Here is a 13,533-nt window from a genome sequence, read left to right on the forward strand (position 1 = left end):
GGTGCGCGCCTTCGCCGAGAACCAGCCGGTGACCTCCATCGTCAACGCCATCCGCGACCTGTTCACCCGGCAGCCGGTCGGCACCGACATCTGGATCGCCCTCGCCTGGTGCGTCGGCATCCTCGTCATCGCCTACGCCTTCGCCATGAACACCTACCGCCGCAAGATCTCCTGAGTTGCCAGGAACTCCGAGGAATGACCATGGAACACACCATCACGACGCTGCCGACCGCGCGTCGGTCCGGCTGCCCCTTCGACCCGCCGGCAGAGCTGATCGAGGCACGCCGGCACAGCCCCATCAGCCGCTTCCCCTTCCCCGACGGACACGAGGGCTGGCTGATCACCGGCTACGACCTGGTCAGGTCGGTCCTGGCCGATCCGCGGTTCAGCTCACGCAAGGAGCTTCTGCGCCACCACCCGCTGATGGACCTCAGCGGCATGGACTTCCCCCCGGCGCCGCCCGGTGAGTTCCTGCTGATGGACGAGCCCCAGCACAGCCGGTACCGCAAACCGCTGGTGGGCAAGTTCACCGTACGGCGGATGCGGCAGCTCACCGAACGCGTCGAGCAGATCACCGCCGACCAGCTGGACGCCATGGAGAAGGCCGGGCCGCCGGCGGACCTGGTGACCGCGTTCGCCAAGCCCATCCCCGTCATCGTGATCTGTGAGCTGCTGGGGGTGCCGTACGAGGACCGGGGGCGCTTCCAGGAGCAGATCGACTCGTGCCTCGGCGGGGAGACCAGTGAGGAGGAGCTGATCGCGGCCTACACCGCGACTCAGCAGTACCTCGCGGAGCTGGTGGCCGCCAAGCGCGCGAACCCCGCCGACGACGTGCTCAGCGACCTCATGGACAGCGATCTGACCGATGAGGAGCTGCAGGGGATGAGCCTGATCCTGCTGTCGGCCGGGTTCGACACCACGGCGAACATGCTGGGGCTGGGCACCTTCGCGCTGTTGCGGAACCCGGCGCAGCTGGCCGCGCTGCGCGCCGACCCCGCGCTCACCGACCAGGCCGTCGAGGAGCTGCTGCGGTATCTGAGCGTCGTCAAGACGTTCATGCGGACGGCACTGGAGGACGTCGAGGTGGGCGGCCGGACCATCAAGGCCGGTTCGGTGGTCATCCTGTCGTACAACACCGCCAACCGTGACCCCGAGCGCTTCGCCGATCCGCACGTTCTCGACATCCGGCGCCAGGCCACCGGGCACCTGGCCTTCGGCCACGGCATCCACCAGTGCCTGGGGCAGCAACTGGCGCGCGTCGAGATGCGGGTCGCCCTCCCCGCGCTGGTCAACCGCTTCCCCACGCTGCGCCTGGCCGTACCCGCCGACGAGGTCGATCTGCGGCCGGAGACCGCGGACGTCTACGGGGTCAAGAGCCTCCCGGTCACCTGGGACGGGTGACCGCCGGCCGGTGACCGGTGCGGCCGCGATGGTGGCGCAGGCAGGGGGATCGAAGGCAACGGGGGTTCGCCGCGGCACCGGCGGACCCCCTTCGAACCGGGGCAGGGGGCAGGCCGGCGCCCGCCGGGCCCTTCCTGGATGAAAAGGCGGTATTTCTAGAGTGTGATGCCTGGGGAATCTGTCCGGCCGAAGTTCCTGCTGATCGATGGGGATGACCTGGTTCTGGGGGAGTGCCTCGATGCCGAAGGACTCTTCGTCGAGTCGAGGGATGACGACGAGCCCGTGACGATTGAGCTGCTGGGGTGCCTGCCGGTCCAGCGGATGCGTGACTACCTCAGCGGGTCCAAGCGCTATCGCCGGCGGAACCCACTGGGCCTGGAAGGGTTGCGGATGCTCGACGCCGCTGGGGAACCGCTGGTGGACCTGTGGCTGAGTCAGATCATCGACTGTCGTCCGTCGGCGCTCGGTTCTGAGCGCGTGGATCTGGTCGGCGAGTGGGGATACGACAGCCCCCTTGCCTGCGCGCGTGATGTTTGGGAGCGCTGGCTGACGGCCAGACCTGACCGGCCCAATCTGTGGGCCGGATACGAGGGGGCGGCCAGAGAGGAGTGGCTGACTCTCGTCCGTCGCGACCGGCGCGCGCCCACGGACCGGCCTGACCGTTCCCCAGGGCGAACCTATGATCTCGACGGATCGCACATCACCGACAAGGCCGGCTTCTACCTCGCGATCGGAGAGGCGATCAACGGGCCGGGCGGCTACTTCGGTTGCAACCTCGATGCGCTGAACGACTGCCTACGCGGGAGGTTCGGGGCACAGACGCCGTTCACGCTGATCTGGCACGATTCCCACATCGCTCGGGAGTCGCTCGCGACTCCGATGGAGCGGCCGGACGGACACTCCACCTACTTCGACGTCATACAGGACATCTTCCGCGAGCACGGTGTGGACGTCACGCTGAGGCGATGAAGAGCCGGACGGCCGATCGGTCGATGACGCCGGCCACAGAAAGGTGCCAGGGCCCGTTCCTGATGCCGGACGCCGAGCCGCGCGGGTCGGATCAGGCGCTGGCCCTGGGAGGCCGCTGACGGGGGCGGGGGCGCGCTCCACCCATGTGGCGGTGTGGGGGTGGGTGAGACTGTTCGTACGCGGCCGGGTCGAACGCGGCGAAGTCGTCGCCGACACCCCGTTCCAAATGTGGAACTACAGGACGTCTTTGCGGGAAAACCCAGGTCAGGTAACGGATCCTGGCTTACCCCATGAACTTCATGGCGCTCTTCCGTCGCGAACGATCTCCCGGGCGGCACATACTGGAGGGGATGAAGCCAGCTAGCGGCGCGCCCCGTCGTCACCTGCCGACAAGTCCCTTCAAGCCTCCGCCCCCCGCCCCGCCTGCCGAGCGGTTCAGCATGAACGACCAGGTGACCCATGACCGATATGGTCTTGGCGTCGTCATCGGCGTAGAAGACGAGGTCGCCGTGTTGGTCGACTTCGGCTCGCGGCGGGAACGCATCACGACGCCATTCCACAAGCTGTACAAAATCTGACCCCTTTGCACCGTGGGGAAGCATCCGACGCGCGTACATCCACGCCGGTCGGAGATTTGAGCATGCTGTCCCGGCGGGCCTCCGACTCCGGGGGACAGGTGAACGAGGTGGGACGTCGCCGGCGTACGCGCACGCCTGGGCTCCCCTCGCCGACCGCGCCGGCATGGCACTTCGCACAGGCCCGGCGGGCCGCGTGATCACCCTGGAGGCGAGGATGCACACAGCCGCGCTCACCGATGACCTCGAACTGGTCACCGACATCATGACCGACGCGTTCAGCGGGCCCGACCCCGTCGTGTCGTGGATGATCCCGCAGGACATTCCGCGGCGTGAACGCTACGTACGTGGTTTCATGCGCACCTGGATCGAGTTCATGCTGGATCACGACGGCTTCGCGCTGGTGACCTCCGACCACTGCGGGGCCATGGTGGCGGAGCCCGCCAACCCGGTCACGGCGGCGGAACTGGAGCGATTCCACACCGCCATCGGCGACGCCACCGGTCCCGCGGCAGCCCGGTGCCTCGACCTGATCAGGCTGCTCGACGCTCGTTATCCGCAGGATCTGCCGCCCCATCTGCACGTGGCCCTGGCGGGGGTACGGCCGGCCGCCCAGGGCAAGGGCGGGGTGTTCGCGCTGACCGAGGAAATCGTCCGGTACTGCGTGGAAGCCAGGCGGGAAATCTATTGCGAAGCCTCGTCGAAGCGGAACTCGGCCTTATGGCAACGCCTCGCCGGCCTGAAGCCGCTCGGCGACGACATCGTCATCCCGGAGACAGAGGTGGCCCTGTACCCGCTGTTCTCCCGGCTGCCCTTCGACGCGAAACAGCCCGAGTAAGCCACACCGATCGACCGCGAGCCCCGATCATTCCCCCTGACCGGCCTCACGGAAGTCGCGCATGGCCGAGAAGGCCACGATGAAGGAAAGCGGATGCGGCTTCCACGCGCGCGTTCATCCATTGCGGCGCGATCCTTTTCGGTCGTATCGCCAGGCCAAAACGTCCGGTGGCCGACCTTCCAGCAATCCGCACTCCGCGATCGTCATCCGGATGTGTTCTCGTCAACGGCCGAATGCTCGGGCTTTCCGGCGGATCCCAGAAATTCGTGTGGAAGGGCACACGTGATCCGGTAAGTTCGTGCCCTGCATTCATCGCCAAGCAGGATAAGAGAGATGACGGAAACCCCCCAGCAGCCCACCACGTCCGGTCAGAAGGCAGTGCGTGCCGGCAAGTTCGTCGGTAAGCATGTCGTCGGCTATGCCATCGCCGCCGCCGTCGTCCTGGGCGCCGGCTTCGTCTACAGCCAGATGACCGGAGCCCCGGAGATCGCCGAGGCCGGCGATTGCATGGCCGGCTCCACGGCCGAAGAGTTCAAGGTCGTCGACTGCACCGACCCGGCCGCCACGATCACGGTCGCGGGCCGGGTCGAGGCCAAGACCCGGCAGGAATGGGACGCGGACGAGGAGGGCGCGATCTGTTCGGCTTTCCCCGACGTGGACCAGACCTTCTGGGAAGGCGAGGAGGGCAAAGAGGGCTACGTGCTCTGCCTGGCTCCCAAGAAATAGTGTTCTCTCCCGTGAGGCGCGAGCCGTACAGGGCGAGCTTGAGCGTAACCGTGGTGCATTCCTGAAAGAAGATGACGCGGGCCGGGGATTCGGTTGACGGGGCATGGCGATGAGCCGATGGTGAGGCGGCTGGCTCTCGCGGTCGTGCGTGGTGAGCGGGATTCTTTGGACCGGCTTGCCGGTGCCCTGTTCGGCGTCGTCTCCGATGATGAGCTCGCCGAGCGGGCCCTGGATGTCGTGGCCGCGACCGGACCGGAGATCTGGATCGATCTCGACTCGGCGCTGCGTGCGCGGGGGTACGGCTACCGCGACCGGCGCGTCTCGTCGGCGTGGGCCGCGGGGGACAACGCCCTCGCGGTCGCGCTGGCCGCCTGCGACCGGGACGGCCGCGAGCGAGAGCGCGCGGTCGCGCAGCCGGCCATGCGCAGTGATGTCCGGCTGCTCCCGGTGCTGGCCATCCGGGCCGCCGACTGGGCCGGCGCCGTCCGGGACCGGGCTCTGCGCGTCCTGGCGGATGTGCTTTCCCGGGCGGAGGTGGCGGCGCTGGCGGCGGTCGTTCCGGTGGCGGTGCGTCTCAGGGACCGGCAGCGGGGGCACGGTGTCATCGAGACGGTCCGCGAGGCCCTGCTGCGGGCCGACGACGACACGCTCGGCGTCGTACGCGGGTGCGCCGACCTGCGCGCGCGGCGGTTCGTCTTCGACGTTTTGCTGGAGGCCGGACGGCTGGATCGGCGGCGGCTCGCCGAGGCGGCGCTGCACGAGCCCGACATCCTCTCCCGGACCCGGTGCGCCGAGGTCCTGGCCGCCCAGGCGCTCTCCCGGAACCGGCCCGACCTCCTGGTGGAACTCCTGGACAGCGCCTCGGCGCGAGTCCGCGTCGAGGCGCTCACCGCGCTGGTGCGGCTCGGCCGTACCGACCTCGCCCCGCGGTTCCTGGGGGATGAGGCGTCGATGATGCGTCTGACCGCCCAGTGGGGGGTGCGCCGGGCGGGCGGTGACCCGGCCGAGCTGTACCGGCGCCGTCTCGAGGCCCCCTCCGGCCCGGGTCTGCGCGGGTTGCTGGCCGGGCTGGGCGACTGTGGCTCCCGCTCCGACGCCGATCTGGTTCTTCCCCGTCTCGACGACCCGCGCCCCCGGGTCCGGGCCGAGGCGGTGCGGACGCTTCGCCGCCTGGGCGTGCCGGTCGACCTCGCCGCCATGCTTGAGGATCCCGCGCCGGTGGTGGTGCGGCACGTGGCCGACACCCTGCGTGCGACAGGCGCCGGCGTACCGGTCGAGCGGCTGTGGGCGCTGCTGGTCACGGACCGCCCTCGGCACGTACGGCTGGCCGCCCACCGGCTGCTCACCGCACGGGACGGCTGGACCCGGGTCAGGGCGGATCTGCTCCTGATCGCCGGCCCGGACGAGGCACTGCGCGATCGCGCTCGCGTCGACCTCGTCTCCTGGTGCTCCCGTCATTCCGCCGAGGCTTCCCACGGACACTGCCCCGATCGTCTCCGCGGCGAGTTGGCGGACCTGCTGTCGGCGGCCGAGGGGTACGTGGGCGCCAGGACCGCCGGGCAGTTGCGGCGGCTGCTCCGAAGTGGTACGTCCCGATGACCGGGGAACGTCGCTCCGGTGGCCGGCCCGGCTGAAGAACGGCGTACGGCGCGCGCTCCGGCGATGTCCCGAAGGGGTGGCGGCGCTGGGCGGAGGAGGCGTTCCACCCGCCGCAGCCGTGGCGGGAACTGCTCGGCTCGGCGGTTCGCTCGGCGGTCTCCGGCCCGGGCGCGGGTGAGGACTACACCTACGGCAGGCCGTCGCGGCGGTCCGCCGGCCTGCCCGGCGTCGTCCTGCCGAGCCTGCGGCGCAGGCCGCCTCGGGTCTCCGTGGTCATCGACACCTCCGGGTCGGTCAGCGACGCCGAACTCGGCGAGCGCCCTCGTCGAGGTCGCCGCGATCGTCCGCGTCGTGGGCGGCCGGCGCGACCTGGTCAGCGTGCTGTCCTGCGACGCGGCGGCCCGGGTGGTGGACCCGCTGTGCCGCGCGGAGGGAATCACGCTGGTGGGCGGTGGCGGGACGGATCTGCGTACGGGCTTCGCCAAGGCGTTGCGGGCCCGCCCGCGGCCGGACGCCATCGTGATCCTGACCGACGGCCAAACCCCCTGGCCGGACACGCGGCCACCGTGCCGGACGGTGGTGGGACTGTTCCCCCGGACGAGAGGCGCCCGACCCGAGGACGATCCCGATTACCTGCCCGACGCACCACCGGCATGGGCGCGGGTGGTCGCCATCGGTTAGTGCTGTGACCGGAAACGTTCACCGGCTTGGGTCTGGCCAGTCGGCGGGCACGGTGTAGTGCCAGCCTGGTTGCCAAGGATCGGGAGGTCTTGCGATGCTCAACGCCGAACCCGGCATCGAGGTCGTCGGCCGGGCCGTGGACGGCCTCGACGCCGTCGCCAAGGTCGCCGGACTCGCTCCGGACGGCCGCTCAGTTCCCGACGGGGCCGTCATGGCCGAAGTGGGGGCAGCTGTAGGCCACGCACGGACTCTCCTCGCCGCCCTCCTCCGAGTGGGCCAGGACTTCCGGCTTCATGGCCTCCTTCATGCGCGCGCTGAGCGAGCCAAGGATCTGGACCTCGCTCTCACTCAGCTCGGCGAGAACGTGAAGCGCCGCCGGGGAGGTTTTCGCATGGACGATGCCCGCTTCGCGGAGCGCGTCCAGCGCGTTGAAGGTCATGACGTTCGCTGCCTTTCGACCGTGGGCTGGAAAGGGTCCTTTCATCGTCTGCGCGACCGCTCCGGCGGACCACCCGACGATCGTATGGCTCACGCCCTGGTCGAGCAGGCTACGGGACGCGGTCCGTCCTCCGCCGCTGGGTGTGAACGAAAAGGGAACCGTGGGGCCCTCTCGTGGCAATCACCGGTGTCATGACGGACACCCGAGAGGTAAGAGATGCGACAGGAGAGCCGGGCAGCCCCACCGCCCCTGCCCGCGGACTGGGAGACTCCGCCTGCGGACGGGGGAGCTCTGCCCGCGGACGGGGAGGCGGCCGACGACGCCGCGGTGATCGAACAGTCGCGGCACGAGCCCGAACGATTCGCCGCGTTGTTCGTCCGCCACGCGCCGGCGCTCAAGCGCTACGTCATCAGGCGGCTGGGGCAGGATCCCGCCGAGGACATCGTCGCCGAGACCTTCGCGGTGGCCTTCCAGCACCGGGAGTCCTACGACCTGACCCGCGGTGACGCGCGGCCGTGGCTGTACGGCATCGCGACCAACCTCGTGAGGCGGCACCGCCGTCGCGAGATCGGCCTGTACCGGGCGCTGAGCCGCACGGGGGCGGACCCGGTGATCGAGCCGTTCACCGATCACGTCGATCAGCGGGTGGCCACGGACGGCGCGCGGCGCCGGCTCGCCGCGGCGCTGGCGAAGCTCTCCCGGGGGCACCGGGACGCGCTGCTGCTGGTGACGTGGGCGGAGCTCACGTACGAGCAGGCCGCGCAGGCGCTCGGTGTGCCGGTGGGGACGGTGCGGTCGCGGGTGAACCGGGCTCGGAGCAGGTTACGGCGGGTGCTCGGCGACATCGATCCGACGGATGCGGAGGAAAGGACGAAGTGATGGATGAGGTCGAACTTCTCAACAGGTTGCGCGAAGAGGTCCCGATGCGGCCCGACCTGCGGGCCGAGGAACGCCGGCTGCTCGCCGGGATCAGAGGTGGTTCTCCGGCGCCTCGCCGGCGGCCCGCGCTTCGCCTGCGCTGGGGTGTCGCCCTGGCCGGGGTTCTCGCCGCCGTGGTGATCACGTCGCAGTTCGTCGGCGTGGAGGGACCGGGGGACCGGTCGCCGGTGGCCCGGCCGCCGGGCGCGGTAGTGGTGCTGGAGAACGCCGCGCTCGTCGCCGCGCGGGCCAAGCCCGCCGACATCCGCCCGGACCAGTGGTTCTACGTCAAGGAGTCACAGCACATGCCGGGCGGTGACCTGCCGACGTTCGAGCTCTGGAGCCGGATGGACGGCGAGAGGTCGGCCCTCCGTCAGGAGGGGAGCGAGCTGAAGATCGGCGACGGCGAACCGGACGCGCGGACGAACCCCGCCCGGACCCAGCGGGAGCTGGCGGACCTCCCCGTCGACCCGGACGCGTTGCTGGCGCACTTCCGCGCCTCCGAGAACGAGCGGATGGCCTGGTCGATGTGCCTGCCGGAGTGCCCGCCGGGAACCGAGGCCGATGCGAGGGCCTTCGGGACGATCGGGTGGTACATGAAGTACGGGCCCGTGATCCCTCCGGACAGGATCGCGACGATGTACCGGGCCCTGGCGAAGATCCCGAATGTCACGATCGAGGAGAACGCCACGGACCTGGACGGGCGCAAGGGGATAGGCGTCGTATTCGACACGGGAGACGCCGGTAAGCACTACTTCATCCTCGACGCGGTGGACTACCACTACCTCGGCAACAAGTCCGTGCGTGACGGTGAGGCGTTCGGCATGTCCCTGCTGGCCTCCGGCATCGTGGACGAGCCGGGCGAGCTGCCCTGATCAAGCGGAGGACGTCCAGGTCGGCCGGTGTGGGCCGACCTGGACGTCATGATCAGGTCAGACCAGGTCGAACCGGTCGAGGTTCATGACCTTGTCCCACGCCGCGACGAAGTCCCGCACGAACTTCTCCTTGGCGTCGTCGCTCGCGTAGACCTCGGCGAGCGCGCGCAGCTCGGAGTTCGACCCGAAGAGGAGGTCGATCCGGCTGCCGGTCCACTTGACCTCGCCGGTGGCGGCGTCGCGGCCCTCGAACGTGTTCGCGTCCCCGGACGTCGCCCGCCACGTCGTGCCCAGGTCGAGCAGGTTGACGAAGAAGTCGTTGGTCAGCGACCCGGGGGTCGTGGTGAAGACGCCGAGCGGCGACTGCTGGTGGTTCGCGCCCAGGACGCGGAGACCACCGATGAGGGCGGTCAGCTCGGGGGCGCTCAGGGTCAGCAGGTTCGCCCGGTCGATCAGCAGGTACTCGGCCGGCAGCCGGTTGCTCTTCCCGAGGTAGTTGCGGAACCCGTCGGCGGTCGGCTCAAGAGCGGCGAACGACTCCACGTCGGTCTGCTCCTGCGACGCGTCCACGCGGCCCGGCGTGAAGGGGACCTCGACGTCGAAGCCGGCGGCCTTGGCGGCCTGCTCGACGGCGGCGGCACCGGCGAGCACGATCAGGTCGGCGAGCGAGATCTTCTTGCCGCCGGTCTGCGCGGCGTTGAAGGACTCCTGGATCCCTTCCAGGGCGCGCAGCACCGTCGCGAGCTGGTCGGGGTCGTTGACCTCCCAGCCGCTCTGCGGCTCCAGGCGGACGCGCGCGCCGTTGGCGCCGCCGCGCTTGTCGCTGCCGCGGAAGGACGAGGCCGACGCCCACGCGGTGGACACGAGCTGGGACACCGACAGGCCCGAGGCGAGGACCTGGGCCTTGAGGGAGGCGACGTCCTCGGCGCCGACGAGCTCGTGCGTCACCGCGGGGAGGGGGTCCTGCCACAGCAGCGTCTCGGCCGGGACCTCCGAGCCGAGGTAGCGCACCACCGGGCCCATGTCGCGGTGGGTCAACTTGAACCACGCGCGGGCGAAGGCGTCCGCGAACGCGTCGGGGTTCTCAAGGAAGCGCCGCGAGATCTGCTCGTAGACCGGGTCCACGCGGAGCGCGAGGTCGGTCGTCAGCATCGTCGGGGCGTGGGTCTTCGACGGGTCGTGGGCGTCGGGCACGGTGCCCGCCCCGGCGCCGTCCTTCGGCTTCCACTGGTTGGCGCCCGCGGGGCTCTTGGACAGCTCCCACTCGTAGCCGAACAGGATCTCGAAGAAGCTGTTGTCCCAGGCCACCGGGGTGTTCGTCCACGCACCCTCAAGACCGCTGGTGATCGTGTCGCCACCCTTGCCGGTGCCGAAGGTGTTCTTCCAGCCGAGACCCTGCTCCTCGATGGAGGCGGCCTCGGGGTCGGGGCCGACGTGGTCGGACGGGCCCGCGCCGTGGGTCTTGCCGAAGGTGTGGCCGCCCGCGATCAGGGCGACCGTCTCCTCGTCGTTCATCGCCATCCGGCGGAACGTCTCGCGGATGTCGCGGGCCGAGGCCAGCGGGTCCGGGTTGCCGTTCGGGCCCTCCGGGTTGACGTAGATGAGGCCCATCTGGACCGCGGCGAGCGGGTTCTCAAGCTCCCGGTCGCCGGTGTAACGCTCGTCGCCGAGCCAGGTGGACTCGGGGCCCCAGTAGACGTCCTCGTCAGGCTCCCAGACGTCCGCGCGACCGCCGGCGAAGCCGAAGGTCTTGAAGCCCATCGTCTCCAGGGCGACGTTGCCGGCGAGGATCAGAAGGTCGGCCCAGGAGAGCTTCTGGCCGTACTTCTTCTTGACCGGCCACAGCAGGCGGCGGGCCTTGTCGAGGTTCGCGTTGTCCGGCCAGCTGTTGAGGGGGGCGAAGCGCTGCTGGCCGGCCCCGGCGCCGCCGCGGCCGTCGCTGATCCGGTAGGTGCCCGCGCTGTGCCATGCCATCCGGATGATGAACGGGCCGTAGTGGCCGTAGTCGGCGGGCCACCAGTCCTGCGAGGTCGTCAGCACCTCCGCGATGTCCCGCTTCACGGCGGGGAGGTCAAGGGTCTTGAACGCCTCGGAATAGTCGAACTCCTCACCGAGGGGGTTGGCCACGGCGGGGTTCTTCGCAAGGATCCTCAGGTTGAGCCGCTCCGGCCACCACTGGCGGTTGCCACCGCCCTGGGTCGGGTGCGGCGCGCGCCCGTGCGCTACCGGGCAGCCGCCTTCGCCCTCCGACTTCGGGTCGGTGACGATTGCATCATGGTTCTCAGACATGCGAAATCCTTCCGGATCAGGGATCACGGTGCTCAGGAACTACGGGCGGTGGAACAGGTGGGGCACAGGCCCCAGTAGATGACCTCGGCCTCGTCGATCGAGAAGCCGTGGTCACCGGGCACGGTCAGGCAGGGCGCCTCGCCGACCGCGCAGTCCACGTCGGCGACGACCCCACACGACCGGCACACGATGTGGTGGTGGTTGTCCCCGACGCGCCCCTCGAACCGGGCCGGGCTGCCTGCCGGTTCGATGCGGCGTACGAGCCCCGCCGCGGTGAGCGCGTGGAGGGCTTCGTACACGGCCTGGAGGGAGATGTGGCCGACGCGGTCGCGCACCCTGGAGGCGATCGCCTCGACGCCGAGGTGGTCACCGTCCCGGACGGCCTCAAGCAGCGCGACGCGGGCGGCCGTCACCCGCAGACCCGCACCTCGCAGCTCCTCGGCGGTGGTCGGAGTACTGGATACGGTCATGGCGCCATACCTACATGCATAAACGCGAATAGTACAAGACAACGAATGATCCAAGTCTAGTGCCTTGTCAGGTAAGGAATGCGGTTGCGGCACCCACCCGGCTGCCCCATGCTGGCGTTCATGCTGATCAGAGAGGCGATGCCGGACGACTGGCCCAGGATGTGGGCATTCATGGAGGGCATCGTGCGGGCTGGTAAGACGTTCTCCTGGGATCGGGACACCACCGAGTCCCAGGCCAGGGAGATGTGGTTCCCCAAGCCGCCGGGCCGCACCTTCGTCGCCGTGGACGCGGACGGAACCGTCCTGGGCACGGCCAACAGCGTCCGCAACCACCGTGGCGGCGCCGCGCACATCGCCGGCGCGAGCTTCATGGTCGATCCGGGCCACTCCGGCCGGGGCGTCGGCCGGGCGCTCGGCGAGCATGTCCTGGAGCAGGCGCGCAAGGACGGCTTCCGGGCGATGCAGTTCAACGCCGTCGTGCAGACCAACACCCGGGCGGTGGCGCTGTGGAGGTCTCTCGGCTTCGACGTGATGACCACCCTTCCGGAAGGCTTCCACCATCCGGTTCACGGCTACGTCGGACTGCACATCATGTACCGGCAGCTTTGAGTCACTCCGCCCGTCGAGCCGGTTCCGCCCTCTCGCCTCGGTGATACGGGCATGGGGCGGGGCCGCGCTCAGGCGCTCCGCGGCGGCTCCGGTACGGCCAGGCCGGCCCGGATCAGCGGGTAGACGCGGTGCATGAGTTCGCTGTCGCCGCGGAACCGCCGCATCGCCTGTAGCCCGACGATCAGGGTCTTGATGTCGGCCGCGTCCACGTCGGAGCGCACGGTCCCGGCGCGCTGGGACCGGGCGAGGATGTCGGCCACGGTGTCCATGAACTTCCGCTCGGCGTCCGGGAGCGCCTCGGCCAGGTCGAAGCCGACCCCCGCGACGGCGTCCGTCAGCCCCAGGTCGGTCGCGCCCTGCTCGGCCATCTGGAACAGGAACGCGTAGAGCCCCTCCCCGGGGTCGGCCGCAGCCTGGGCGAGGGCCCGCTCGATGACCTGGTGCATCCGGTCGGCCACGATCGCCTGGAACAGCGACTCCTTGGTGGGGAAGTGCCGGTACACGGTGCCCGCGCCCACGCCCGCCCGGCGGGCGATCTCGTCGATCGGGACCGCGGCGCCCTCCTGCGCGAACGTCTCGTAGGCGACCTGGAGCACGCGTGCCCGGTTGCGGGCGGCGTCCGCGCGCAGCGGCCTGGATCTCTCGGTCAACGACCCTCCTGGACAAACGGGGCGTGCGTTCCGGTATGGCCTAACCGGAACGGTCGCCCCGATTATACCTGGAGGACTCATGCCGCGATCGCGGTGGACCGCCGCCGACGTGCCCGGACAGCACGGACGGGTGGCTGTGATCACCGGCGCCAACACGGGTGTCGGCTTCGAGACCGCCAAGGTGCTCGCCGCGCGCGGGGCGTCGGTGGTGCTGGCCGTACGGGCGGTCCGCGCTGATTCCGGGCCGTCTTCGCCGTGCTCCGGCCACTGCTGATCCAGACCGCCGAGATGGGCGCCCTGCCCACGCTGCGCGCCGCGACTGACCCGGCCGCTCGGGGCGGTGAGTACTACGGTCCGGACGGGCTCGGCGAGAGCAAGGGGCACCCGAAGGTGGTCCGGTCGAGCGCACGGTCCCACGACGTGACCGCCCAGCGCCGGTTGTGGACGATCTCCGAGGAACTGACCGGCGTCACGTACCCGGTGTGACCGAGGTC

Annotated in this window: 16 protein-coding genes and 1 pseudogene; 13 read left to right on the forward strand and 4 right to left on the reverse strand. The window is 70.0% G+C overall.

Going from position 1 to position 13,533, the window contains the following annotated elements:
• The first annotated feature begins 201 nt into the window (after positions 1–201).
• From QSK26_RS37750 to QSK26_RS37785, 8 genes and pseudogenes are all read left to right on the forward strand, one after another.
• Positions 202–1,401, forward strand: coding sequence for a cytochrome P450 (locus QSK26_RS37750; protein WP_285780154.1), 1,200 nt, complete (start codon positions 202–204; stop codon positions 1,399–1,401).
• Positions 1,402–1,566: 165 nt separating this feature from the next.
• Positions 1,567–2,370, forward strand: coding sequence for a barstar family protein (locus tag QSK26_RS37755; protein WP_285780155.1), 804 nt, complete (start codon positions 1,567–1,569; stop codon positions 2,368–2,370).
• A 440-nt stretch (positions 2,371–2,810) separates the two neighbouring features.
• Positions 2,811–2,948, forward strand: a complete 138-nt coding sequence (locus tag QSK26_RS37760; RefSeq protein ID WP_285780156.1) for a hypothetical protein — start codon at positions 2,811–2,813, stop codon at positions 2,946–2,948.
• A gap of 163 nt (positions 2,949–3,111) precedes the next feature.
• Positions 3,112–3,783: a hypothetical protein gene (locus QSK26_RS37765; RefSeq protein WP_285780157.1), complete on the forward strand. Its 672-nt coding sequence runs from the start codon at positions 3,112–3,114 to the stop codon at positions 3,781–3,783.
• A gap of 333 nt (positions 3,784–4,116) precedes the next feature.
• Positions 4,117–4,509, forward strand: coding sequence for an LppU/SCO3897 family protein (locus tag QSK26_RS37770; RefSeq protein ID WP_285780158.1), 393 nt, complete (start codon positions 4,117–4,119; stop codon positions 4,507–4,509).
• Positions 4,510–4,629: 120 nt separating this feature from the next.
• The gene (locus QSK26_RS37775; RefSeq protein WP_285780159.1) at positions 4,630–6,108 is read left to right on the forward strand and encodes a HEAT repeat domain-containing protein; all 1,479 of its coding nucleotides are present in this window, start codon (positions 4,630–4,632) and stop codon (positions 6,106–6,108) included.
• A gap of 113 nt (positions 6,109–6,221) precedes the next feature.
• Positions 6,222–6,296 (forward strand): annotated as a pseudogene (locus tag QSK26_RS37780) (hypothetical protein); the annotation flags it as partial.
• A gap of 163 nt (positions 6,297–6,459) precedes the next feature.
• Entirely contained in the window at positions 6,460–6,789 is a 330-nt protein-coding gene (locus tag QSK26_RS37785; RefSeq protein WP_285780160.1) for a VWA-like domain-containing protein, read from the forward strand.
• Positions 6,790–6,979: 190 nt separating this feature from the next.
• Here the strand turns inward: QSK26_RS37785 and QSK26_RS37790 are convergent, their stop codons facing one another.
• Positions 6,980–7,228: an aroma-sacti cluster domain-containing protein gene (locus tag QSK26_RS37790; protein ID WP_285780161.1), complete on the reverse strand. Its 249-nt coding sequence runs from the start codon at positions 7,226–7,228 to the stop codon at positions 6,980–6,982.
• Positions 7,229–7,444: 216 nt separating this feature from the next.
• Between QSK26_RS37790 and QSK26_RS37795 the strand changes: the two genes are divergently transcribed.
• Together QSK26_RS37795 and QSK26_RS37800 are read left to right on the forward strand one after the other, a co-directional pair.
• Positions 7,445–8,107 (forward strand): RNA polymerase sigma factor, encoded by a 663-nt coding sequence (locus QSK26_RS37795; protein ID WP_285780162.1) that lies wholly within the window; start codon positions 7,445–7,447, stop codon positions 8,105–8,107.
• Entirely contained in the window at positions 8,107–9,021 is a 915-nt protein-coding gene (locus QSK26_RS37800) for a CU044_5270 family protein (RefSeq protein WP_285780163.1), read from the forward strand. The genes QSK26_RS37795 and QSK26_RS37800 overlap by 1 nt, the downstream gene beginning before the upstream one ends.
• A 57-nt stretch (positions 9,022–9,078) precedes the next feature.
• On the opposite strand, the gene katG is transcribed toward QSK26_RS37800, so the two are convergent.
• Positions 9,079–11,310, reverse strand: coding sequence for a catalase/peroxidase HPI (gene katG, locus QSK26_RS37805; protein ID WP_285780164.1), 2,232 nt, complete (start codon positions 11,308–11,310; stop codon positions 9,079–9,081).
• 32 nt (positions 11,311–11,342) lie between these two features.
• Entirely contained in the window at positions 11,343–11,780 is a 438-nt protein-coding gene (locus tag QSK26_RS37810) for a Fur family transcriptional regulator (protein ID WP_285780165.1), read from the reverse strand.
• Positions 11,781–11,900: 120 nt separating this feature from the next.
• Here QSK26_RS37810 and QSK26_RS37815 point away from each other — a divergent pair, with 120 nt between their 5' ends.
• On the forward strand, positions 11,901–12,389 hold the full coding sequence (locus tag QSK26_RS37815; protein WP_285780166.1) for a GNAT family N-acetyltransferase: 489 nt from the start codon (positions 11,901–11,903) through the stop codon (positions 12,387–12,389).
• 68 nt (positions 12,390–12,457) lie between these two features.
• On the opposite strand, the gene QSK26_RS37820 is transcribed toward QSK26_RS37815, so the two are convergent.
• Positions 12,458–13,039 carry a TetR/AcrR family transcriptional regulator gene (locus QSK26_RS37820; protein ID WP_285780167.1) on the reverse strand — a complete coding sequence of 194 codons (582 nt, stop codon included), beginning with the start codon at positions 13,037–13,039 and terminating at the stop codon, positions 12,458–12,460.
• A gap of 79 nt (positions 13,040–13,118) precedes the next feature.
• On the opposite strand from QSK26_RS37820, the gene QSK26_RS37825 reads away from it, so the two are divergent.
• Together QSK26_RS37825 and QSK26_RS37830 are read left to right on the forward strand one after the other, a co-directional pair.
• Positions 13,119–13,313: a hypothetical protein gene (locus QSK26_RS37825; protein WP_285780168.1), complete on the forward strand. Its 195-nt coding sequence runs from the start codon at positions 13,119–13,121 to the stop codon at positions 13,311–13,313.
• Positions 13,295–13,525 (forward strand): SDR family NAD(P)-dependent oxidoreductase, encoded by a 231-nt coding sequence (locus tag QSK26_RS37830; RefSeq protein ID WP_285780169.1) that lies wholly within the window; start codon positions 13,295–13,297, stop codon positions 13,523–13,525. The genes QSK26_RS37825 and QSK26_RS37830 overlap by 19 nt, the downstream gene beginning before the upstream one ends.
• The last annotated feature ends 8 nt before the right edge of the window (positions 13,526–13,533 follow it).

Origin of the sequence: Microtetraspora sp. NBRC 13810, assembly GCF_030268685.1 — a bacterium.
In the GTDB taxonomy this organism is placed as follows: Bacteria; Actinomycetota; Actinomycetes; order Streptosporangiales; family Streptosporangiaceae; genus BSRQ01.

Bases quoted from the DNA above. Each gene is read 5' to 3' on its own strand.
- QSK26_RS37750 (WP_285780154.1), top strand. From the start codon at position 202: ATGGAACACACCATCACGACGCTGCCGACCGCGCGTCGGTCCGGCTGC.
- QSK26_RS37755 (WP_285780155.1), top strand. From the start codon at position 1,567: ATGCCTGGGGAATCTGTCCGGCCGAAGTTCCTGCTGATCGATGGGGAT.
- QSK26_RS37760 (WP_285780156.1), top strand. From the start codon at position 2,811: ATGAACGACCAGGTGACCCATGACCGATATGGTCTTGGCGTCGTCATC.
- QSK26_RS37765 (WP_285780157.1), top strand. From the start codon at position 3,112: ATGGCACTTCGCACAGGCCCGGCGGGCCGCGTGATCACCCTGGAGGCG.
- QSK26_RS37770 (WP_285780158.1), top strand. From the start codon at position 4,117: ATGACGGAAACCCCCCAGCAGCCCACCACGTCCGGTCAGAAGGCAGTG.
- QSK26_RS37790 (WP_285780161.1), bottom strand. From the start codon at position 7,228: ATGACCTTCAACGCGCTGGACGCGCTCCGCGAAGCGGGCATCGTCCAT.
- QSK26_RS37795 (WP_285780162.1), top strand. From the start codon at position 7,445: ATGCGACAGGAGAGCCGGGCAGCCCCACCGCCCCTGCCCGCGGACTGG.
- QSK26_RS37800 (WP_285780163.1), top strand. From the start codon at position 8,107: ATGGATGAGGTCGAACTTCTCAACAGGTTGCGCGAAGAGGTCCCGATG.
- katG (WP_285780164.1), bottom strand. From the start codon at position 11,310: ATGTCTGAGAACCATGATGCAATCGTCACCGACCCGAAGTCGGAGGGC.
- QSK26_RS37810 (WP_285780165.1), bottom strand. From the start codon at position 11,780: ATGACCGTATCCAGTACTCCGACCACCGCCGAGGAGCTGCGAGGTGCG.
- QSK26_RS37815 (WP_285780166.1), top strand. From the start codon at position 11,901: ATGCTGATCAGAGAGGCGATGCCGGACGACTGGCCCAGGATGTGGGCA.
- QSK26_RS37825 (WP_285780168.1), top strand. From the start codon at position 13,119: ATGCCGCGATCGCGGTGGACCGCCGCCGACGTGCCCGGACAGCACGGA.